Genomic DNA, 20,917 nt, shown 5'->3' on the forward strand with positions numbered 1-20,917 from the left:
CGCGATAGCGGCATACCAGCCAATACAGTTCGACTGACTGGCACCATCGCGAGCAAGCGCTGCCCCCCAAGGCTTGTGGCTTAAAACCGACTGTTCAGGCAACAATTCCTTCGCCTTCGGATTACATCCCCGCCAATTCGCGCAGCTGTTGCAATGTCTGCTCATCCAGCGCAATCCCATGCTGGTCGGAATGACTGCGTTCCCGATGCCGGCGATCTCCTGGTAACCGCCGCAACCCCACACCCTGCATCTGCCGGACCAGCTCCTGGCTGCGCTCGGCAAAGCTCTGTCCGGCGGCCTTGCTTGGGTCGATCACGATCAGCAACTGCCCGGTCCACGGTGTCTTGGCCCCCGGATGGTCGTTCCAGTCGAATTCGAACGAGAAGTTGCCGCCGGTCAGGGCTGCCGCCAACAGCTCGACCATCATCGACAATGCCGACCCCTTGTGTCCGCCAAACGGCAGGAGCGCGCCGCCTTGAAGAATCGCCTTTGGGTCGCAGGTCGGTTGGCCGAGGCTGTCCACTCCCATGCCTGGCGGTAACGACTCGCCCTTGCGCGCGGCAATCTGTACGTCACCATGGGCGATGGCGCTGGTGGCCAAGTCAAATACAATCGGCTCGCCGCCAGCTCGTGGCGCGGCGAAGGCAATGGGATTGGTCCCGAACAATGGGCGATCCGCGCCATGGGGCACCACGCACGTCATGCTGTTGACCACGCTCAACGCCACCAACCCTTCATAGGCAAACGGCTCGACATCCGGCCAGAGGGCGGCGAAGTGATGGGAATTGCGGATAGCCAACACCGCGATACCGGCGCTGCGCGCCTTCTCCACCAATAACGGTCGTGCAGCGGCGAGGGCCGGCTGGGCGAAACCGTTTCCGGCGTCCACCCGGACGAAGCCCGATGCGACGTCCTCGACCACCGGCACAGCCTGGCCGTTGACCCAACCGCTGTTCAGCGTCGAGACATAGCCAGGGATACGGAACACACCGTGACTGTGGGCACCGTCGCGCTCCGCACGGGCGCAGTTTTCGGCCAGGGTGCGAGCGACCTCGGCCGAGGTGCCATGTCGCAGGAATATCTTCTCCAGCAACCCCACCAGGGCGTCAAGGGACAGGGGGGCGGAACCGGCGTGATCGGATAGCGCGGACATCTGAAGCTCCAGAATGATTGTTGGAGGTAGCCACAGTGAGGGAGGAACAAATTCGGATTAACACTGCTTCAGGCGCGTACTGTCAATCTTTTCGCCGCAGGCATGCCGCGCACGCCACAGCCTGACAGGTTTGAAGCCTCGCGTGCGGTAACTATGTACCACCTTTCCCCGTTCATCGTTCTCTAGCCTTGCCGCTTCATCCACGCATGGGCTGCCTCATGGCGCCTTGATCGAGAAGCAACGATGCCCCGTGAGACCACGCCACTGCTATTCCCCGACGTCCTGGACACCAACCGCCTGGACGAATTGAGCGCAACCCATGGGGTGACGCAAACCGACCTTGACTGGCTTCGGCACGCAGCCCTGCCCAGCCACGCGCTGCGTGCCGCGCAGACGCCATCGATGTCCGCCGACACCATACTGCTCCAGACCGAGGGGCAGGCTCCGATTCCGCTTGCCGGCTGCTTTACGCTGACAACCCCGCCTGAGATCGGCACCTCGTCCCCCAAGCCTGCATTCCTCTACACGCCGAGGGGGGGAATCGAGAAATTCGACAACCCGGAGGCACTTGAAACACGGATCGACCAAATGCTCGCCGCCCCTGTGGAGCGTGACGATCTGTTCCAACTCCTGTCCATTTCCCAACGCGCCGAACTGAACGCCAGCACCGTTATCGAACAGGCCCGGCAGACCATGGATGGAGATGTTTTCAAAGCCCAGGTCGACGCCATCGAGCACGCTCAAAACCTCAATGCGCTGACCATGGTGGATGAGCTGATCAAACTGCCTTCGCTGACCGCGATGCTCGACCAGGTATTGAATGAAGTACTGGCGAACCTTGATCATCAACAGACCCGTGTCGCAATCACCGCCGATGCGGGGCTGGGTGATCCGACCATGGGCAAGGTGACCAACAACGTGTCACTGTCCGAAGCGGTCCTGGTGTACTTCCACCATCAGGGCCGGCCAGCCCGGCATGACGTCGATTTCATCCATCCGGAAATCGCGGTATCGCCCCATAATGCGCAGCAGTGGGAAAGCCTGCTACGGGTCACGGCTAAAAACCTGATTCCCAAGCTCACCGATTGCATCAATGCCTATTGGGACGCCACCGGCCCATTCCATATCTCGCGCCGGGAGCTGCTGTCGCGGGTCCTCAGCGACGCCCTGCGCGCCACCGTCCTGAGCAAACGGGAGCAACGGCAACTGAGCGACGCACAAAGCCAGGAGCTGCTCCGATTGTTCGGGCCATCACGCCAGGACGAGACGCCGCTGTTCATCGAAACGATTCGCCTCTGGGAATATGAGCCGCTCTATGTGGAGCTTGCCGGCTCGCTGATGATCAGTGGCAAGGATCATTACCTCTACAGGCCCAGTCATGACCTGCAGAAAGTCGACAATTACCTGGGGTTCAAGGACGCGCTGCTGGCTACACCGACAAGCCTTGCCCGCAAGGAGGCACTCTATAGCCTGTTGAGCCTGGAAGAGCGCAACCGCTTTCTACGCCTTGACGAACCACAGATCTCAGGACGCTCAGTGGCGTTGCCGGTATTCGAATCCCTGGCGGAGGCCATCATCGGCAAGCAGATCAGCAACCTTCACTACGCACTGGAGATGTCCCGCCAGGGCACCGTGAACATCCACGCCCTGGTCGACAAGGCACTGGATATTCGTTCCTTGATCAACAAGAACCTGCTGGAGCATGGGACCGACGGACATTGGGGCACTCTGCCGGCTTTTTATGGCGACTCGCGGCCGTCCAATTTCATGGCCGACCAACTGACGAGAAAGATCAAGAGCTATACCACCGTCGAGGAAGCGTTCAACACGTTGTTCGCCCAACTGCCGCTTGCCAATGAAATCTCACTGCACAGTCAACTGAAGGGCCTGCTGCCTGAACTCAGCAATGTTTTTTCCCTCGGCATACGTGCCGAAGCCGAGCTTAGAAAGCTCGACGGGACATTGCCGCCTGCCGCTGATGACCTCATTAACTGTGTTTTTGCCTACGACGCCGATTATCCCAATCGCGAGCAGCGCTTAGGGCTCAAAGGCTTTCGGCCCGATGCCTATTCACTGAGGCTTGCGTACACCGCGCAGGGCAACACCGCCTCATTGCCCCTGGCCAATTGTTTTTTCCTGACCGAGCGCGGAGGGCTGGACACGCCCTATTCAGGCTTGGCAATCCTCTGGACGCCGACCGACGGCTTGCAGGTTTTCCCCTCCGTCGACGTCGCCACGACACAATTGAACCGACACCTGCTCGACTCCCGCAAGCGCTTTGGCTTGCTCGCCAACCTGCCCCCCGCCCAACGCAAGCCTCACGGGCGTTATCAGCTCGAGGCCTTTGAGTTGATCGAAGACAACGTATTGCTGAATCGGATGAATTCGTTCATCAGGTTGTTCGAGATCGAACACGGCTATCTGAAGACCTTGAAAACCCGAAACTGGCAATTGACCGGAACGGGCTTGGCTAAAAGCCTTGAAGCGTTACTGAACAAGGGAGCCCCCACCAATCTGACCCGTGCCAAACGCATCGCCCAGGCGGACAGGTGGCAACAGAAACTGCCTGCCTGGCTCGGCATGGCTTCTCTTGAAGATCAGCGCCTGCATATCAATCTGCTTGAGCAATATCGAAACAGCGTGATCGACGGCAAGGACTACCTGGACGGTATTGAACCCTTGCAGGCCTACATGCATAAAAAACTGAAAGCGCTGTTGGATGCGCGCTTCACCGAAAAAGACCTGGACCCTGCGATCATCCAGATCACACCAAACCTCGCACTGGCGGGGCCGCCCAGTTCCCTGACCGAATTCGCCCTGAATCATATCGATGTCACTCAAAAAACTGGATTCAAAGTGTCTTCGACGTCCAGACGCAAGCTGCCTGACAGCTTGAACGAGACGGCGGTCAAGCAACTGCTGCTGTCACTGGATGTCGCCACCTCGTATAAACAACATGTGCTGGACAAGCTGTCCGGCACGACGGAGGACGTTCAACAGAGAAAGCAGCGCTTCCGCCAACAACTACCCTGGCAGCTGCTGCAATACGCTCACGCACGGTGCCTGCAACAGTACCTCTCCCCTTCGGCCTTCGATTTGATTCACCAAGTGCTGGACATGCCGGACGCCCTTGCTCGCCAAGCGGTGAGAGGTGTCAGCGCGCTGATTCGTCCATTGGAACTGATCAAAACCGAAGGCGCCGCCGCGATCAAGGCACTGGGGCTTTACCTGATCGGGTCGGGTACCGATGCGAAAGCGCCCCACGTCCTGTACGCCCCCTACCATACGGGCCCGGGCTTCACCGAGTTCAAGGACGAAGCGAGTGTCGTGGCCGCCTTCAACCGGCCAGGACCACTACAGGACCTGTTGATCAGTCGCCTGCCCGCCAACCAGCAAAGCATATTCAAAAACCTATTTACCGCCACCATCGGGCAGCTATCGGAAATTACCCTGGCCTCGAATCCAGTCCAGACGAACCTCATTGATACATTGTTCAACGACAATACCCGTCTGTTATCGGACTTTCTGACCACCCAAACGGATAGGAAACGTCAGTTCGACTGGGAAACCGTGCGGCATCTGCTCAGCGTCGGCGCCAGGTTCGTAGGCAGACAGCTACCGGGCAAACTGACTTTTTTCGAGACATTGTGGGAAAGCTATCAGGACTTCAAGTCTTCCTCCGAAGCGTTGCAGCAGCATGACTGGAAAAACGGCCTGCATGATTTCATTGCCGGTGCCGCGGAAATGGTGTCACTCGGCTTCATGAATCGGGAGGATACGTTCGGGCTGCTCGCCCCCCTCGGCCCGGCCTCGCAAAACGCCCCTGCGACCCCGGTCAGTTGGAAGGATATCGCGTCCACCGCCCCGATCCGTACCAACCTGCAGGCCTTCGAGACCACGGGCATAAGCCTCCAGGATCTGCAAAAGAACCCCGCGGATGGGACCTACAAGGACACAGGCTCCGGCAAGCTCTATGTCAGCGTTGTTGGCAAAGTCTTTCAGGTGGCGAAGGCCAATCAGGTCTGGCGCGTTGTCCATGACAAGGGAGAGGGGCCGATACTCAAAAGATTGCCTGAAAGCCAGGAGTGGGCCATTGACCCGCAACGACAGACCATTCGCTACGGCAAGGTGATGTCGACCCTCGCGAATGCGTACAGCGACTACAAGGCTTCAGACACACTGAATATCGAAGCCCGAGGCATGGCTGAGATACGCAGGAAATACCCTCACCATGCAAACGTCATTGTGCAGGCGCTGGAGACAGCCAGGTATTACTCCCTCAATGCGCTTCATAATCTCGATCAAGCCCGGCAGCAGCTTTCAAAGGGCTCCCGGCGGGAGACTTACCTCAAGACCTTTTTTGGCGTAGACCAGGTCGATGCCCGTTTGATCGCAAAGATACATGCCGCTGTTGCACCGATATGTCAGGTATTGGTCGATCCATCCTGGGAAGCGCAAAACCAGAAACGCATCGTGATCGGCAATCTCAAGAACGCCAACGACACGGCGACGGCATTCGTGCTCGAACCCAATGCAGGCGGGAAAATCTACCTCACCCAATTTTTCTTCGACGTAGGGCTGGACCCGTACAAGATCATCGTCCCCGAGTCCTTCAATGTCGACGCTCATGCCCAGGGAGCCACCCTCATCCACGAACTGAGCCATCAGTTGATCGATACACATGACATTGTTTATCTGGACGCTCTGTTGCCATTCCTCGACCTGATTTCGCAAGTCACGCATGACGGACGAGCCCGGTATGACAGCCAGAACGACCTGCAACGCAACGGGCTCTCGCTGACCACGCCACGTTCAAGGTTGTTCATGGGGTGGGATAGCGCAGCCAGTACGCTCAAGAGCCTGGAGTTGCTTCCCGAGTTCAAGGCCACCGCCAAGGAAGTCCTCAAAGTCACCGGCGCCAGGACCATGAACGAGGCGCGAGATATCTTTCTGAACCCTGGCTCGGCGGACAAGCGCGTCGACGTCATCCTTCGAAACGCCGACTCGCTGACCCTGCTCATCTGTGAGTTGGGGCGCCAGCTCGACCCGCCCTCATGAACGGGTTCGCCCCCCGACCGGATGCAAAAAAACATCGCCTGTACTCGACCAATCACAAGGGTTTAACGACATCCCGGCGAATTTTTCACATCACGGCCCGCATGATTGGCCGTTCCTCTTGAGGGAGCACGTGTGACTATTTCTGATCAGGCTGGTAAGGACCTTTTGCATGCAAAACGCGCAACTGCCTACGGGGAATAAGCCGGGGTCGAACGGCGTCCCGATGACGACCACGAATAACGTGCTCGCCAAAACGACGGAACGAGGCAGTAACGAGCACATCAGGCGTCTGCTCAAGAGCTTCGGGCTCAGGACCAGCCTCATTCGCCTCAAGATCATCGACGTATTGCTCACCGCTACGGTGGAGAACCGCTGCCTGGGCGTGCGGGGCGTGCACACCCAGTTGTTGGGGCTGGACATTCCCTTGTCCTTCCTCAGCGTTCGCGAGGTGTTGAAGCGCCTGTGCAGCGAAGGCGTGGTGACGCTCAACCCCGATAAGAGCTACAGCCTGCACGCCAGGGCCATGGCCGTGCTCGCGGCCACGGAATGACGCTCAGGGCTTGACCTTGCGCCGCATCACCCCGTTGATCACCACCACGATCACCGCCACGGCAATGGCGATGTATTGAAACAGCTGCTCGCTGATCATGCCTTTGTTCTGCATCCACGACAGTCCCAGCATGATCGCCAGGACCACGAGGATAATCAGAATCGAGTATTTCAAACGTTGCGAATGAGTCATTGCCAGTTCCTGAATGTATCCGTTCTGTATCCGCTCGCCTGCCAAGTGCTTACCCGATTTCAGGGACAAGCGGCAGCCGACGGGGTCACATGGTACCGCCGAAGGAGCGCTGACGCGCAAGCACGGTGTTCAATCATGAGGATATTATTTATGTTTCGTCGCATGTCACTGCTGCTGCCGCTGTTATCGATCCTGACGCTGAGCGGCTGCCTCTTTTTCCCCCCAGGCCACGGCCATGGGCAAGGACCGGGACATCCGGGTGGTCCGGGTTTCGACCAGCACCGCTAGGACCTTTCCGGCGTGTCCTTGGTGAAGCGTCTGTAGCGAGCCTCCCCATGCTACGACCCCTCCTACCAATCAAGCTGTAACTTACTGACTTAATTAGGAAATAAATGTCCGCTCCTGCGGACATTTTCTTACGTCCGCAAAGCGCATTTCCTTCGTTAACACCGGGGAACTCTGTCTTTCAAGCCTTATCGCCCCCCACGTATTCTCGAATAAGAGGCGCACACCTCTTTACTCAAAATAAACGCTGGGAATGCAAAACTTGCTGACAACTTTCTCGCCTAAACGATTGACAGGTTTCTGCCTGGCTATCGCACTCTTTGAATTATTAACGTACATGGCCAGCGACCTGATCATGCCCGCCATGCTCGCCGTCACCGAAGAACTCGGAGCGGCTTCGGATCAGATTCCCTACGCGTTCAACCTCTACCTGCTGGGTGGCGTCCTGCTGCCTTGGTTGATCGGGCCGTTGTCGGATCACCATGGACGTCGGCCGTTCATGCTGGCCGGTTGCGCCGGGTTCGTGCTGGCTTGTGCGGCGACCACCCAGGTCACCCAGATGCAGGGGTTCAATGGCCTTCGCCTGATCCAGGGCATGGGCCTGGGCTTCGTGATCGCCGTCAGCTACCCCGCCATACAGGACATGTTCAACGAGTCGGATGCCGTGAAAATCATGGCGCTGCTGGGCAACCTGGCCCTCCTGTCGCCCTTGCTGGGCCCCTTGCTGGGTGGGTTGCTGCTGCAATGGTTGTCCTGGCGCGAACTGTTTCTGCTGCTGGCCGGCCTCGGCGCAGTGAGTTGGCTGGCGCTCTGGGGCTTCATGCCGCACCACGCCAGGCCGGCTCCTCCAGGCAGCCAACAGCCGCCACCTGTTCCTTTCGAACTGGCTGCACTGATCAAACGCTATGGCGCCTTGCTGAGACATCCCCGATTCATGGCGGCCAGCGTTGCGCTGGGGCTGATGAGCCTGCCCCTGATCGCCTGGATCGGCCTGTCGCCCCTGCTGCTGATAGAGGGACAGGGGGTTTCACCACTGGTGTATGGGCTGTGGCAGATCCCCGTGTTCGCCGCCGTGATTCTCGGCAATCTCCTGCTCAACGCGTGGGTGGAACAGGCCGGCGTAGACGGCGTGCTTCGTCGCAGCCTCTGGCCCCTGTGCGCCGGCCTGGTTGCCTTGGTTATTGCCAGTCGGTTCGCCCTTTCCCTGCCTGTGCTGGTCAGCGGACTTTCGTTGTACGCCCTCGGCCTCGGCATGGGCAATGCGGCGCTGTATCGACTGGCGTTGTTTGCCAGCGACGACAGCAAAGGGTTGGTCTCGGCCATGGTCGGGATGATCTCCATCGCCGTGATGAGCGTTGCCGGTTCATTGCTGGCGTTATTGGGCGCCGGCAACAGCCTGGAATCCTTTGCCTTGATGGCCGGTATCGCCGGGCTCAGTTGTCCTGTTGCGTTGTGCCTGTTCAAGTCGCGACCGGTCGCACACGTTTGAATTGCTCCGCCTCTTAGGAAAGTTATCCGATGATTCATTTCCCCCACGCCGATGCACTGTGTGCATTGTCCCAACCCTACAGCCCCGACTCGATGCCCGCCGGGCTGTTCGATCGGGCCATGGCCGAGATCAGCCTGTTTCATAGCCACCATACCCCAGGCTACGAAGACTGGCTCAACGCCAACGGGCTCGCCGTCGAGGACCTGGAACATCTGACGGACTGGTCGCGCCTGCCGCCCATCTACGCCAACTACTTCAAGCAACGCTTGCTGGTCAGCCCTACGGGCGAGGAGGCCCTGGAGCTCACCTCCTCCGGCACCGGCGGCCAGAAAAGCCGCATGCGCTATGACGAACGCAGCATGGCGGCCGCCCAGGGGATGGTGGCACGCATCTTCGATCATTACGGTTGGTCGACACCGGACGCGCCCTGCAACTACCTGTTGCTCAGCCATGAACCCGAACCGGACAATCGCCTCGGTACAGCCTATACCGACCAGTTCCTGTGTCGCTTCGCCCCGGCAAATAGCGTTGCCTATGCCTTGCGACGTACCGGCAACGGCCATGGGTTCGACGTTTTCGGCGTCATCCGTGCCCTGCAGGCATTCGCCGAGCAAGGCCTGCCGGTGAGAATCTTCGGCTTTCCGGCGCTGCTTTGGCACGTACTCGAACGCATGCGCGAGAGCGGCGTCCCAAACCTGACGCTCGCGCCTGATTCCCTGGTGTTCCTCCGCGGCGGCTGGAAGAAACAGGCTGCCCGGGAAATGCCCCGCCATCAGGTCTATGAACGCATCACCCGGCAACTGGGCATCAAGGCCCATCGCTGCCGCGACGGCTATGGTGCCGTCGAACACGCCGTGCCCTACATCGAATGTGCCCAGCATCGGTTTCATGTGCCGGTCTATTCGAAAGTCTTTGTCCGTCACCCCTCGAACTTCGACGTGCAGCCGTTCGGCGAGGCCGGATTGCTGTCGTTCGTTTCGCCCTATATCTCCTCCAGTCCCGCCCATGCCGTGGTGATGAGCGATCTGGCGACCCTGCACCCCGCCAACTGTGAATGCGGTTCGAGCACCCAGTGGTTCGAACTGCATGGACGTGCCGGCACCAGCGCCAGCCGAAGCTGCGCCATGGCTGCCGCTGAACTGATCAAGGAGCATTGATATGTACCTCATCAACGGTCAACTGAATGGGAGCCTGACACTCGACCAGGCCCTCGACCGCCTGCAAGCGCAACTGCCCGCCCTACTGGCCTGGGCGCCCACGAGCGCCAGCGTGCTCGACTGCGCCGAGGCGTTCGCTCAGGGACTGCGCGTTGGACGGGAAGCCTTCCTCGACGAGGACCAACGCCAGGCACTGATCGCATTCTGCGGCCGCGAGCACCTGAGCTTGAAACTTGCGCGAGAGCTGGGACCGGATCCTCGCTCACTGCGGCGTATCGACTATAGCGACGGGCCCTTTGAAAGCTGGCAGCCCTTGGGCCTGGTGGTGCATGTCACGCCGAGCAATGCACCATTGCTGGCGTTCTGCGCGGCCCTGGAAAGTCTGCTGACGGGCAATATCAACTGGATACGCCCGAGCACACGGGATGGGGAATTGACGGCGCGCCTGTTGGCGGCTTTTCTAGCGTACGACAGCAGTGGCCGGCTCTGCGATTACCTGGCGGTATTGCCGGTTCCCCACCACGACAGCCAGCGTCTTTTCGCCCTGGCACAAGGTGTCAGCGCCTGGGGCGGCGAGACGGCACTCAAGGCATTGCGCGAGCAGGTCCCAAGCGGCTGTCGCTGGATCGACTGGGGGCATCGCATCAGCTTCGCCTATCTCACGCCTCACGCCGCCAGCACCCAGGCATTGGATAGCCTGGTAGATGAAATCTGCCGCCTAGACCAGCAAGCCTGCTCCAGCCCACAATGGCTGCTGGTCGACACTGACGACCCCGTCGTCATGGAGCAAGTGGGTAACGCCCTGGCCGCCGCATTCGAGCGAAGGGCCGGACGCTGGCCGGCCCTGGCGCTCACCACGGCCGAAGCCTGTGAGATCACCACCCGGACGGCACTCGCCCGACTGGACCAAAGCTTCGCCGGCCATGCAGGCCAGGTCTGGGCCGGTGAGGGTTGGCGCGTTCTCTGGGAACATCATCGCGACCTGTCGCCGTCGCCGCTGTTTCGCACGCTGCTGCTGCGGCCCGTCCCCCAAGTGCGGGTGACCGAGACGCTGCTACCTTGGCGGAACGTCTTGCAGAGCTGCGCCCTCATTTGCGAGCCGGAACAGGCGCCGGGGCTGGCACGTCGCCTGATAGCCGCTGGCGTATCGCGCATCTCGACAACCCGTGAGATTCAGCAGGGCTATGATGGCGAACCCCATGACGGCGTCTACGCACTGCAACGCTTGAGCAGGCGGGTATCGGTCGGCCTTGAACCCCACGTCGCGAGTCATCGTGTCACGCTGGACACCTCTCCAGCTCCGATATCAATGAATCCTTCAGCGCCGATCATGGACAAGGCTGGCTTCATGGCCCTCCCCATTGACCCCAAGGCGCAATTGTTCTTCCGTTCCGGCGGCAGCAGCGGCGAGCCCGTGCTGTCGTGCTACAGCTATCGCGACTTCGATCGCCACATGCGTGCCGCCGCCGACGGCCTGCGTGCGGCCGGCCTGGACCCCGCACACGACCGCGTGATGAACCTGTTCTACGGAGGCAACCTCTACGGCGGCTTTTTCAGTTTCTCGAAAATACTCGAACAGATGAGTGTCGTGCATTACCCCATGGGCGCGCCGACAGACAAGGCGTTCGACGAAATCGCCCGGATGATCGTCGCCCATGGCATCAACACGCTGATCGGCATGCCGAGCACACTGCACCGTCTGTTCTCCAGCCAAAGGCGAATCCTCCAAGGCTACGGCGCTGTGCGCAAGGTCCTGTTGGGCGGCGAGCACCTGGGGCCAGCCAGCCGGCAATTGTTCCTGGACAGCGGCGTCAGCAGCATTCGCTCGGCCCTGTACGGCAGCGTGGATGCGGGTCCTCTCGGCCACGCCTGCGCCGCCAGCGATGATGGCGTGTTCCACCTGATGGACGAGATTCAGCACCTGGAAATCATCGACCTGGAGCGGGATGCTCCGGTCACGCCGGGGGAAACCGGGCGCTTGCTGTTCACTTCCAGGCAGCGCCAGGTGCAACCTCTCCAGCGCTACGACGTCGGCGATTGCGGACGCTGGTTGCCAGGCCCCTGCCCTTGTGGCCTGGCCTCCCCCAGGTTCGAGTTACGCCAGCGCCACGGCCTCGTGCTGCGTGTCGCCACGGAATCCATCAATACCCGGGCGCTTGCCGAACTGGCCCAGGTGGCCATTCAGGTCGTCCTCGATCACGACAGCAGCGGCTGTGAGCGCATGCTGATCCGCGCCGACGGCGAAGCCGAAACGGTACGACGCAAGGTCCTGGCACTGCCGCCACTGTGCGCATCCGTCGATGCCGCATTGCTGGTACTGGAAGTCCAACGCTGTACGCCCGAATGTTTCGAACAGAACAGACACAGCGGCAAAGTCCCGCTAGTGATTGATAACAGAAGCCCCGGCTGATAGCCCTTCGCCCGCGCCTTATCCAGCGAACTTCATAGCCCGAGAGCCCCCCTGATGAGCCCTTCCTTTCCATTTGAACAATGGCTTGGCCATATTCGCCTGCATTCAAAGTATTACCAGAAACACTGGACGCATTTACCTGCGCAAGGCTGCGCTTTTGAGGACCTGCCGATTGTCGACGCCAGCGATTACTGGCGCGGCAGTCATGACCTGGACACCTGGGAGGTATTGACCGGGCCCGTCACGGACGCACTGATCTATAAAACCGGTGGCACCACCAGCCAGGGGAAGCTGTCGGTGTACACCCATGGGGAATGGCAGCGAATGCTCGAGGGTTTCGCAGGCAGCCTTGCCGCCCAGCTTGGAACAGGTGATCGAATCGCCAATCTGTTCTTTTCGGGGGACCTGTATGCGAGTTTCCTGTTCATTCACGGTGCTCTCTGCCAGGTTGACCTCCCGATCAGCGAGTTCCCCTTCACCGGGTCGATCGATCCCGACGTGTTGGCCGATGCCGTCGCCGCACACCGCATCAATGTGCTGGCGGGCGTACCGGCCCACCTGCTGGCCATTGCCAGTCATCTGAGCCGGCAGGGGCGAACGCTGTCCGGTATCACTACCGTGCTGTTCGGCGGCGAGCACCTGTTCGAGCGCCAACTTGTGATGTTGAGACAAGCCTTTCCCCAGGCACGCTTCGCCTCCATCGGTTATGCCAGCGTGGACGCCGGATTGGTCGGCGCCAGTGCTCCTGATTGCGGGCTCGGCGAACACCGCGTCTTCGACGAGCAGACTCGGGTGGAAATCATCGATGAAGTGAGCGGCGAGGTCATCGAGGCCTGTGGCCGCCCCGGCAACCTGGTGGTGACCAACTTCACCCGGTCCCTGATGCCGATGGTGCGCTATCCAGTGGGTGATCGGGCCTGCTGGCGCGAGCCTGTCGGCACCCCACGGCGCAAGTTCGAACTGGCGGGGCGTAGCGCGCAGAGCCAGCGGGTGCGGGTCGGCGTGGCGTCGCTGTTCCCGCAACACATTGGCGAAATCATCCAGAGCATTGGCGGCGAACTTCAATGGCAACTGATCATCGAGTCCGTCGAAAACAATGATGGTGTGGTGCTCAAATGGGTGGCCGACAACCCATCTAACCGCTGCGAGTCACTGTCCCAGGCGCTGAAACTCGCTTTGATCGAACAACATCCGGGCGTTGATCAACTCAACCTGCAGGTTCATGCCTGCCAGGCACAGGACCTGGAACGCCACCCGCGCTCCGGTAAACACCTGCCGGTCATCGACCGTCGGCTCTATGGCCCGATGGCAGCGAGGCACGCCAGATGAGTACCTTGGTCATCAGGACATTCAGGCCCACGGATGCCATCGGAACCAGCGAACTGTTCCGCCGGGTATACGGCGATCACTACGTTTCGCCAGACGTCTACGTGCCCCACATGATCTGCCAGCACAATCAGCATCGACATTGGTTTTCCATGGTTGCCGTGATGGAGGACCGGGTGGTGGGCCACGCGGCGTTGTGCCGACCGGTCGCGAACCGGGAGGATGCGGAACTGGCACTGGTGGCAGTGGACCCGGCGCGGCAAGGCAGCCAGATCGCTACCCGCCTGGGCCGGCTACTCCTGGAGCGCTGTAACGACCTCGGTCTCGTCAGGCTGTCCATCAAACAGGTCACCAGCCACCTCTACAGCCAACGATTGGCGCAACGACTCGGTTTCCATGATGTCGGGCTGATGCCCGACTACGTGCCCTCGCCGTTCGCCGCGGCCCAGGCCGAGACGATTGTGATCGGCTGCCAGATGATGGGCGAGCATCAGCGGCCTTTGCCGCAGGTGCACTGGCCTGCCTCGTGCCAATGGTTGATGACTCCCTTGGCAGCGCAATTTGGCACCACCGTCGACGATGCACCGGCCTCGATGCAGCCACTGCAGATCAGCTCACTACCCGGGCGTATCGACGTGGTCGCTGGTCACATGAGCCGGCATCTGGCCAGGCAACTGCAACGCTTGCCGGCCCACTGGTCGATCTCGGTACGACTCGGACTGCGTCGACAGTTCCCCGAGGATTATCGACGGTTGATGGCTGCCGGCTTCATTTTTACCGGCATGGTGCCCGTCGAAGGCGAGCTGCACTGGCAGGCGCTGTTTCACCGTGGCGCGCTGGCTCGCCAGCTCGACCTGCATGCCGGGCCGATGCAACGACTGCACGATGAGCTGCAGGCCCATACACAGACCTGGAGAGGCACGCGGTCCAGCTCGGCGGCGTGACGGGAGGCGGGCGACGAACGGTACCCCGCGCCAAGCGTCCGACATTCAAGCGCTATGGCGAGGGGCCGATACAGATAAGTCTACCGCCCCGAAAGACGCCTTCGAGCAAGGAACTGTCCAATGCCCTCATTCCGCACTATTCAGGCTCGCTACACGCTGTTCCTGGTCCTATTCATCCTGGTGTTGTCCATCCTGACGGTCGTGGGCATCAGTTATCTGGTGGCGCCCAAGCTGCGCCAGACCGAGGAGCAAGTGGCGCTCAACCGCATCGGCGAAGTCGCGGAGCAGATCCAGGGCGAGCTGAACAAAGTACAGGCCCAGCAACGCAGCATCACCCAGACCATTCCGTTGCTCGACAGCGATGCCATCGACAAGGTACTTCCAGGTCTGGTGGACCAATACGGCGAACCGAAAGTCTTCGGTGGCGGGATCTGGCCGCTGCCCAACCAGCGCGCCGAAGGACGCAACAAGTTCAGCACGTTCTGGCACCGCGATAGCTCTGGCAAGCTGGTGGTCAATACGTTCTGGAACAGCGACGCCGCACCAAACTATTACGAGCAGCCCTGGCACAAGGGCGGCATGGCCACCCCGCCCGGCAAATGCGCCTGGGCCGCCGCCTATAAAGATGACGCCAGCGCCGAACCGCGCACCAACTGCGCCATGGCCATCCAGAAAAACGGCGTTCCTTATGGCGTCTCCACCATTGACGTGACCCTGGGGTTCTTCAATGACCTGGTGGCGCGCAAGGAAGCCGACCTGAACGCCGAGATGCTGATTGTCGAAGGCGACGGCAAGATCATCAGCAACAGCTCGCGCATCAGCGGTCCGATCGTGCTCAAGAATGTCAGCGAACTGGCCGCCGCCTCGCCCTTTGCCGCTCAGGTCAAGGCAGGCCTGGCTCACCGTGATCAACCGTTGCAGCGGGTCGAGTTCGACAACAAGGGCGAAGCCAGCACGTTCTTCATGCGCCCCATCGAAGGCACGCCCTGGTTCCTCGCCACCGCCTTGCCAACCCGCCTGATCACCGCCCAGCGCGATGACGTACTGAATACCCTCAGTCTGCTGCAGATCCCGATGGTCATCCTGTTGGTGCTGATGCAGTTGTACGCCATCCGCCAACTGACCGGCCGCATGAAGATACTCAAGGGCAACATCGACGCGCTGTCCACCGGCGATGCCGACCTGACCCGACGCATCACCATCCGTGCCGAGGACGAGCTGGGAGCAATTGGTCATTCGGTCAACCGCTTCATCGTTTATCTGCAAGATATGATCGGCGAAGTCACCCAAGCCACTGGCGCCATGGCATCGAGCCTGGACAACCTGCAACGGACTTCCGCCCATACCAGCGAAATCCTGATGCGCCACGCCTCTGAAACCGATCAGACCGTGACCGCCATTAATCAAATGAGCTCCACGGCCGAAAGCGTCGCCCAGAACGCCGCCGAAACGGCTGCATTCACCCAGCGCGCCAACGAACATGCCGATCGCTCTCGCGTCGTGGTGGGCGAGGCCTCCAACAGCGTGGTGGCATTGATCGATGAAGTCGCCAGCGCCACCCGCAAGGTCGAGAGCATGCAGCAGGATGCGCAGCGTATCACCGAGATTCTCGGCGTGATTGGTGCCATCGCCGGACAGACCAACCTGCTGGCACTCAACGCCGCCATCGAAGCTGCCCGGGCCGGCGAACAGGGCCGTGGTTTTGCAGTGGTGGCCGACGAGGTACGAGCCCTCGCCGCCCGCACCCAGGCCAGCACCTCGGAAATCAACGAAATGCTCACCCGCCTGACCCAAGGCGTGAGTTCGTCGGTTTCGGCAATGGAAAATACCCAGGCCAGTTGCCAGTCGGCTGCCGACGCGACCTCCCGGGTCAACACCGGCCTGGATGAAATGGCCGGTTCCGTCGGTCAGATCAACAGCCTGAGTACCCAGATCGCCACTGCCGCCGAACAACAGAGCGCCGTGACCGAAGAGATCAACCGCAGCATGGTGCAAATCCGCCATATGGTGGAGGAACTGGTGGCAGGCGGATTGGCCAGCGAAAACAACACCCGGCAACTGCTGGAAGCCAACAGTCGAGTGAATGCCATCATGGGGCGCTTTAAACTTCGCTGAGAACTGTGGCCACGCTGCTCGCGGGCGAACCCCGGCCAGCGTGGTCTCCTTGTGGGAGCAAGCCTGCTCGCGATAGCGGAGTGTCTGTCACACAGCTGTGGACTGTACCGCCGCCTTCGCGGGCAAGCCGGGCTCCCACAGGGGTGGGCGGCGTATGCAGGTGCTGCGTACACCCCGAACCCAATGTGGGAGCGAGCCTGCTCGCGATAGCGGCGAAACAGCTTGCATCAATTTTGACTGTCCCTGCCCATCGCGAGCAAACCCAGTGCCCATAAGGTCCCGCGGCCTTTTCATTCAGCTTGATGCCCCCCACCTGACAATTCTGTCATCTGTCCCTCAGCGGCCTGTCAGCTCGTAGCCGCTACTCTGGTATCCTCCCGCCAACCCGCTCCACACGAGACCGCTTTCATGGCCAATCCCCTGCACCTGCTCGCCCTGAGCGCCCTGTTCGTGACCACCCTGGCCCAGGCCGCCGCGCCTGCCACCATCGATGTGCACCGCGACGCCAACTGCGGCTGCTGCAAGAAATGGATCGCTCATCTGCAAGAGAACGGCTTCAAGGTCAACGACCATGTCGAAACCGACATGAGTTCAGTGAAGCAACGCCTGGGCGTGGCACCGAACCTGCGCTCCTGCCATACCGCCGAGATCGATGGCAAATTCGTCGAGGGCCACGTGCCTGCCGATCAGGTACGGGCGCTGAGCCAGCGGGACGACTTGCTCGGCGTAGCCGCGCCCGGCATGCCCATGGGCTCACCCGGCATGGAAATGGACGGCATGAGCGATGCCTACCAGGTGATCGGCCTGAAAAAAGACGGGACGCAAACCGTGGTGGCGGACTATCCGGCTCACTGACGGGGATCGCTGGGCGGCGTCATGGCGCATTTCCCCCCGGCCAGGTTGAACATTCCGGCCTGTCGATTGCCTGTGGTTAATGTCGCCATAACCGGGCCGCCCCAGGATCGTCCGGCTGCCACAAGGAGATCGACCATGCCGCGCGCCACTCTTCGCTGGTTACCCAGCCTGTTCCTGACCGCCGCCCTGCCGCTGCTCGCCCATGCCGAAAGCGACCAGCAAGGGCCGGCCTATGGGCCGGAACTCCAAGGTTTCGAATACCCCTATACCCTCAAGCATTTCGCCTTCCAGTCCCAGGGCAAATCCCTGCAGATGGGCTACATGGACGTACCGGCCCAGGGCAAGGTCAATGGCCGCAGCATCGTGCTGATGCACGGCAAGAACTTCTGCGCCGCCACCTGGGGCGACTCGATCAAGACCCTCAGCGAGGCCGGTTACCGGGTGATCGCAGCGGACCAGATCGGTTTCTGCACGTCCAGCAAACCGGATCACTACCAGTACAGCTTCCAACAACTGGCCACCAATACCCAGGCCCTGCTCAAGGCTCTCGGCATACAGAAAGCCATCATCCTGGGGCACTCCACCGGCGGCATGCTCGCCACCCGTTATGCCTTGCAGTTTCCCGATCAGGTGGAGCGCCTGGCCATGGTCAACCCCATCGGCCTGGAAGATTGGAAGGCTCTTGGCGTGCCCTACCGCACCGTCGATCAATGGTACGCACGGGAGCTGAAGCTCAACGCCGACAGTATTCGCAATTACGAGCGCACGACTTACTACGGCGGCCGCTGGAAACCGGAGTTCGAACGCTGGGTAGACATGCTCGCCGGCTTGAACAAGGGACCGGGACACACCCAGGTCGCCTGGAACTCGGCGCTGATCTACGACATGATCTTCACGCAACAAACGGCAATGTGGGGATGAATGACGGAGCTTATCCGTATGGGGCGGGACGTGCAACCTGTAGCGGGGTGTTGCGGGGATATGGGCGGTTAGCCCTACTCGTATTTCTTACCAGTGATGACCAAGGCTGATGGCCCCCACTGCTTCAAGAAGGTTTCAGACTCAGCACTGGTTACGCACCGGGTCTTAACTTCTATCTTCGGGTCTTTCACGTTGCTCTGCTGTGCCTCCTGCAAGATTTGCTCTGTGGTTTTCCTTTCAATCGAACTGGCGCCTGTGTAACAGCTAACCAACCCAAGATACTGTGTGTCTATCAACTTCTCTTTCTGACAATGGTCTTCATAGCCTGTTGCTGAAACACAAAAACTGAACACAACATAAAAGAATCCCATCTACACCACTCCTTGGTCATCTAACAGAATGTACAGCCCTCACATCGTTGCACATAGTGTGTCAATGGTTGGTTGCCTTCCACACTCACTATGAAAGCCACAAGCCCAAACCTAGACGCACAATTCCTCAATGTTGCGGCTGTATCCAATGCTTTGAAGCTGTACATCTCGTAAACATTTGAATCGTATCCCTTCTGAACGTACACATTGTGTGTCTGCTGGAGTGTATCCATGGCAGCTCCCTTTTCGTCAGGCTTCACAGGGTGCGAAACCTTGTGACATAGCAAACCTATCACAACCGCACACCAAGTCAACAGAAAGCCTGACACATGAGAATCAGACAGACACAAAAAAGGCCACTTATGTGGCCCTTGGGTTTGTGACACTCTGCAATCAATCAAACTTGGTTAGCTTGTCACGTGCTCTGATAAGGTCATTCGTCACACGTTCAAGCTCAGCTTGTAGCTGCTGCTCTTGCTCTTCAAGGTTGGTGATGAGGGTTTCAATACTTCTTTTGTATGCAGCTTCTACATCGTCCAACGTGGCAGCAGTGAGAATTGGGGCTGCTGTATGGGTTGGCGTGTGTTTCATTGTGTTATCAAAACTCTTTGAGGACTTTGGCTTCAACCAATTATTCAGCCCGCCATAGGTGACTTCTAACTCAGTGCCTTTAACACGCTCATGAAAGCTCTTACGTGACTCGCCTTTGGCTTCGGCTTCATGCCATGCTGCAATGATCTTTGCCTTTACCTCTGGAGATTTTGCCTGTGCCATCGTGAAAGCTCCTATGAATGTCACACATGAATCGGTGTGAGAGAACTGTACCATACAAAATTGCACACGCACAAATCGAAACGCATCACAAAACTACTCACATCAGTCTGCCGGTCACTGACTGTCACAGCCTAAATGGTATTGTGGAAGGTACGATCTTCTCAGCTAAGGCCGGCTTCCCCTTTTGTTGTAGAAGTCTCTTAACAGAGTTTGCGGCTATGACCGTAGAGGTGGTTGGGCCAAGGATGATCCTGTCAATGATGCCCTCTAGAGACAGGTGCTCGCCAAACAAACCCTCAAGAGGCTTCACCTTGAATTTTAGCTTTGGCTCAACACCACGTGGAGTGATTGCATAACCTAGCATGTCTTTGAGCTTGCCTTCCTTGTCTCGCTCATTCATGTAAACAATCCGCCACTCTTGTTCTTCATGAAATCCAGCGTGTTTAGTGAACAGTGAGAATACCTTCAGCCGCTCAATCCAATAGTAGGCAATGTAGAACAAGTCTTCGTCACTCGGCGTAGTTCCCACCACCAGCTCAGCCAATCCCTTTATCTTCGTCTCAATCCACTCAAAACGCTTGGCCCTTGTTGCATACCTGACAGCGCCGATGATGAAAGGAGACGAGTCGTTAACGTTGATTTTGGCTGTGTCAAAAACGATAGCTACACCGCTCCCTCCTGCACCGTAACCCCGCCACATTGACAAAAGCCCGTCGTTGTCTTCTGGTTTGTGATTTGCCAAACACATAACATAAGTGTCAAACACATGCTTTGTGTCGAACTCAACGAATAGGTTGTTGAAGTGCACCATCAAACTTTCGTATAGCTGATCATCCGTAAAGGCAGCCTTCAACTCAGCACTATTTCTGAAAGCGTTAGCACCTTCAATCATGCCAAACCGAAGCTCTTCTAAATCATTCATGTAGAGCGGATGAGAGAACCAAATCTCATCATTAGCCATCATCCCGTCTAACACAGCAACAGATGTGTAGTGAGCAAGTAGCGGACGATGGGCAGGGAAATCACTCTCTTCTTCAAAGTCATCCCATACGACTGAGCGGATTTTCTCTTCTAAACTCATGTGCAATCGTCCTTATTGAGTGACAGCTACCGCATCTAGGGTAAGCGGAAGCCCCGCCCGCCGCCAGACGGGAATCACTTTTCAAAGGGAGTTTTGACACGCCAGACAGGAAATAAGCAGGGGCGTTTTCTAGGCGGAAACCCATTTCCCGCCAAATTTTTCAGCCTCATGTCGTACGGGGTTGGATTTGCACACGGAAATATGAGCTGGAGGGGTTGTGATGGGAGCTGTGGTGT

General features: G+C 59.2%; 14 protein-coding genes and 1 pseudogene. 10 read left to right on the top strand and 5 right to left on the bottom strand.

Annotated elements, in window-relative coordinates:
• Nucleotides 1–121: 121 nt before the first annotated feature.
• Nucleotides 122–1,153 carry an Ldh family oxidoreductase gene (locus tag ACODTO_RS16980; RefSeq protein WP_139645409.1) on the bottom strand — a complete coding sequence of 344 codons (1,032 nt, stop codon included), beginning with the start codon at nt 1,151–1,153 and terminating at the stop codon, nt 122–124.
• A gap of 243 nt (nt 1,154–1,396) precedes the next feature.
• Here ACODTO_RS16980 and ACODTO_RS16985 point away from each other — a divergent pair, with 243 nt between their 5' ends.
• Nucleotides 1,397–6,211 carry a dermonecrotic toxin domain-containing protein gene (locus tag ACODTO_RS16985; RefSeq protein ID WP_489106755.1) on the top strand — a complete coding sequence of 1,605 codons (4,815 nt, stop codon included), beginning with the start codon at nt 1,397–1,399 and terminating at the stop codon, nt 6,209–6,211.
• 169 nt (nt 6,212–6,380) lie between these two features.
• Nucleotides 6,381–6,761 (top strand): fe2+ zn2+ uptake regulation protein, encoded by a 381-nt coding sequence (locus ACODTO_RS16990; RefSeq protein ID WP_175362603.1) that lies wholly within the window; start codon nt 6,381–6,383, stop codon nt 6,759–6,761.
• Nucleotides 6,762–6,764: 3 nt separating this feature from the next.
• On the opposite strand, the gene ACODTO_RS16995 is transcribed toward ACODTO_RS16990, so the two are convergent.
• On the bottom strand, nt 6,765–6,953 hold the full coding sequence (locus ACODTO_RS16995) for a hypothetical protein (RefSeq protein WP_047698563.1): 189 nt from the start codon (nt 6,951–6,953) through the stop codon (nt 6,765–6,767).
• A 538-nt stretch (nt 6,954–7,491) separates the two neighbouring features.
• On the opposite strand from ACODTO_RS16995, the gene ACODTO_RS17000 reads away from it, so the two are divergent.
• The 8 genes and pseudogenes from ACODTO_RS17000 to ACODTO_RS17035 all read left to right on the top strand — a co-directional run.
• Complete coding sequence (locus ACODTO_RS17000) at nt 7,492–8,727, top strand: MFS transporter (protein WP_489106756.1); 1,236 nt, start codon at nt 7,492–7,494, stop codon at nt 8,725–8,727.
• 29 nt (nt 8,728–8,756) lie between these two features.
• Nucleotides 8,757–9,884: a LuxE/PaaK family acyltransferase gene (locus ACODTO_RS17005; protein ID WP_489106757.1), complete on the top strand. Its 1,128-nt coding sequence runs from the start codon at nt 8,757–8,759 to the stop codon at nt 9,882–9,884.
• A gap of 1 nt (nt 9,885) precedes the next feature.
• Nucleotides 9,886–12,294, top strand: a complete 2,409-nt coding sequence (locus ACODTO_RS17010) for an acyl-CoA reductase (RefSeq protein WP_489106758.1) — start codon at nt 9,886–9,888, stop codon at nt 12,292–12,294.
• A 54-nt stretch (nt 12,295–12,348) separates the two neighbouring features.
• The gene (locus ACODTO_RS17015) at nt 12,349–13,623 is read left to right on the top strand and encodes a phenylacetate--CoA ligase family protein (RefSeq protein ID WP_139645399.1); all 1,275 of its coding nucleotides are present in this window, start codon (nt 12,349–12,351) and stop codon (nt 13,621–13,623) included.
• Nucleotides 13,620–14,564, top strand: a complete 945-nt coding sequence (locus ACODTO_RS17020; RefSeq protein ID WP_489106759.1) for a GNAT family N-acetyltransferase — start codon at nt 13,620–13,622, stop codon at nt 14,562–14,564. Before ACODTO_RS17015 ends, ACODTO_RS17020 begins: the two co-directional genes overlap by 4 nt.
• A 120-nt stretch (nt 14,565–14,684) precedes the next feature.
• On the top strand, nt 14,685–16,679 hold the full coding sequence (locus ACODTO_RS17025; protein WP_139645395.1) for a methyl-accepting chemotaxis protein: 1,995 nt from the start codon (nt 14,685–14,687) through the stop codon (nt 16,677–16,679).
• Nucleotides 16,680–17,087: 408 nt separating this feature from the next.
• Nucleotides 17,088–17,534, top strand: a complete 447-nt coding sequence (locus ACODTO_RS17030) for a DUF411 domain-containing protein (RefSeq protein WP_139645392.1) — start codon at nt 17,088–17,090, stop codon at nt 17,532–17,534.
• A gap of 135 nt (nt 17,535–17,669) precedes the next feature.
• Nucleotides 17,670–18,434, top strand: a pseudogene (locus ACODTO_RS17035) (alpha/beta fold hydrolase); the annotation flags it as partial.
• Nucleotides 18,435–18,529: 95 nt separating this feature from the next.
• Here ACODTO_RS17035 and ACODTO_RS17040 read toward each other — a convergent pair.
• From ACODTO_RS17040 to ACODTO_RS17050, 3 genes are all read right to left on the bottom strand, one after another.
• Entirely contained in the window at nt 18,530–18,826 is a 297-nt protein-coding gene (locus ACODTO_RS17040; RefSeq protein WP_489106760.1) for a hypothetical protein, read from the bottom strand.
• A gap of 393 nt (nt 18,827–19,219) precedes the next feature.
• Nucleotides 19,220–19,600, bottom strand: coding sequence for a hypothetical protein (locus ACODTO_RS17045; protein ID WP_489106761.1), 381 nt, complete (start codon nt 19,598–19,600; stop codon nt 19,220–19,222).
• 124 nt (nt 19,601–19,724) lie between these two features.
• The gene (locus ACODTO_RS17050) at nt 19,725–20,681 is read right to left on the bottom strand and encodes a DUF2971 domain-containing protein (protein WP_489106762.1); all 957 of its coding nucleotides are present in this window, start codon (nt 20,679–20,681) and stop codon (nt 19,725–19,727) included.
• Between the last annotated feature and the right edge of the window lie 236 nt (nt 20,682–20,917).

The organism is Pseudomonas sp. FG13, from assembly GCF_057809755.1.

Coding starts and splice junctions, on each gene's coding strand:
- ACODTO_RS17030 (WP_139645392.1), top strand. CDS start 17,088: ATGGCCAATCCCCTGCACCTGCTCGCCCTGAGCGCCCTGTTCGTGACC.
- ACODTO_RS16985 (WP_489106755.1), top strand. CDS start 1,397: ATGCCCCGTGAGACCACGCCACTGCTATTCCCCGACGTCCTGGACACC.
- ACODTO_RS17000 (WP_489106756.1), top strand. CDS start 7,492: ATGCAAAACTTGCTGACAACTTTCTCGCCTAAACGATTGACAGGTTTC.
- ACODTO_RS16990 (WP_175362603.1), top strand. CDS start 6,381: ATGCAAAACGCGCAACTGCCTACGGGGAATAAGCCGGGGTCGAACGGC.
- ACODTO_RS17050 (WP_489106762.1), bottom strand. CDS start 20,681: ATGAGTTTAGAAGAGAAAATCCGCTCAGTCGTATGGGATGACTTTGAA.
- ACODTO_RS17005 (WP_489106757.1), top strand. CDS start 8,757: ATGATTCATTTCCCCCACGCCGATGCACTGTGTGCATTGTCCCAACCC.
- ACODTO_RS16995 (WP_047698563.1), bottom strand. CDS start 6,953: ATGACTCATTCGCAACGTTTGAAATACTCGATTCTGATTATCCTCGTG.
- ACODTO_RS16980 (WP_139645409.1), bottom strand. CDS start 1,153: ATGTCCGCGCTATCCGATCACGCCGGTTCCGCCCCCCTGTCCCTTGAC.
- ACODTO_RS17025 (WP_139645395.1), top strand. CDS start 14,685: ATGCCCTCATTCCGCACTATTCAGGCTCGCTACACGCTGTTCCTGGTC.
- ACODTO_RS17010 (WP_489106758.1), top strand. CDS start 9,886: ATGTACCTCATCAACGGTCAACTGAATGGGAGCCTGACACTCGACCAG.
- ACODTO_RS17015 (WP_139645399.1), top strand. CDS start 12,349: ATGAGCCCTTCCTTTCCATTTGAACAATGGCTTGGCCATATTCGCCTG.
- ACODTO_RS17045 (WP_489106761.1), bottom strand. CDS start 19,600: ATGGCACAGGCAAAATCTCCAGAGGTAAAGGCAAAGATCATTGCAGCA.
- ACODTO_RS17040 (WP_489106760.1), bottom strand. CDS start 18,826: ATGGGATTCTTTTATGTTGTGTTCAGTTTTTGTGTTTCAGCAACAGGC.
- ACODTO_RS17020 (WP_489106759.1), top strand. CDS start 13,620: ATGAGTACCTTGGTCATCAGGACATTCAGGCCCACGGATGCCATCGGA.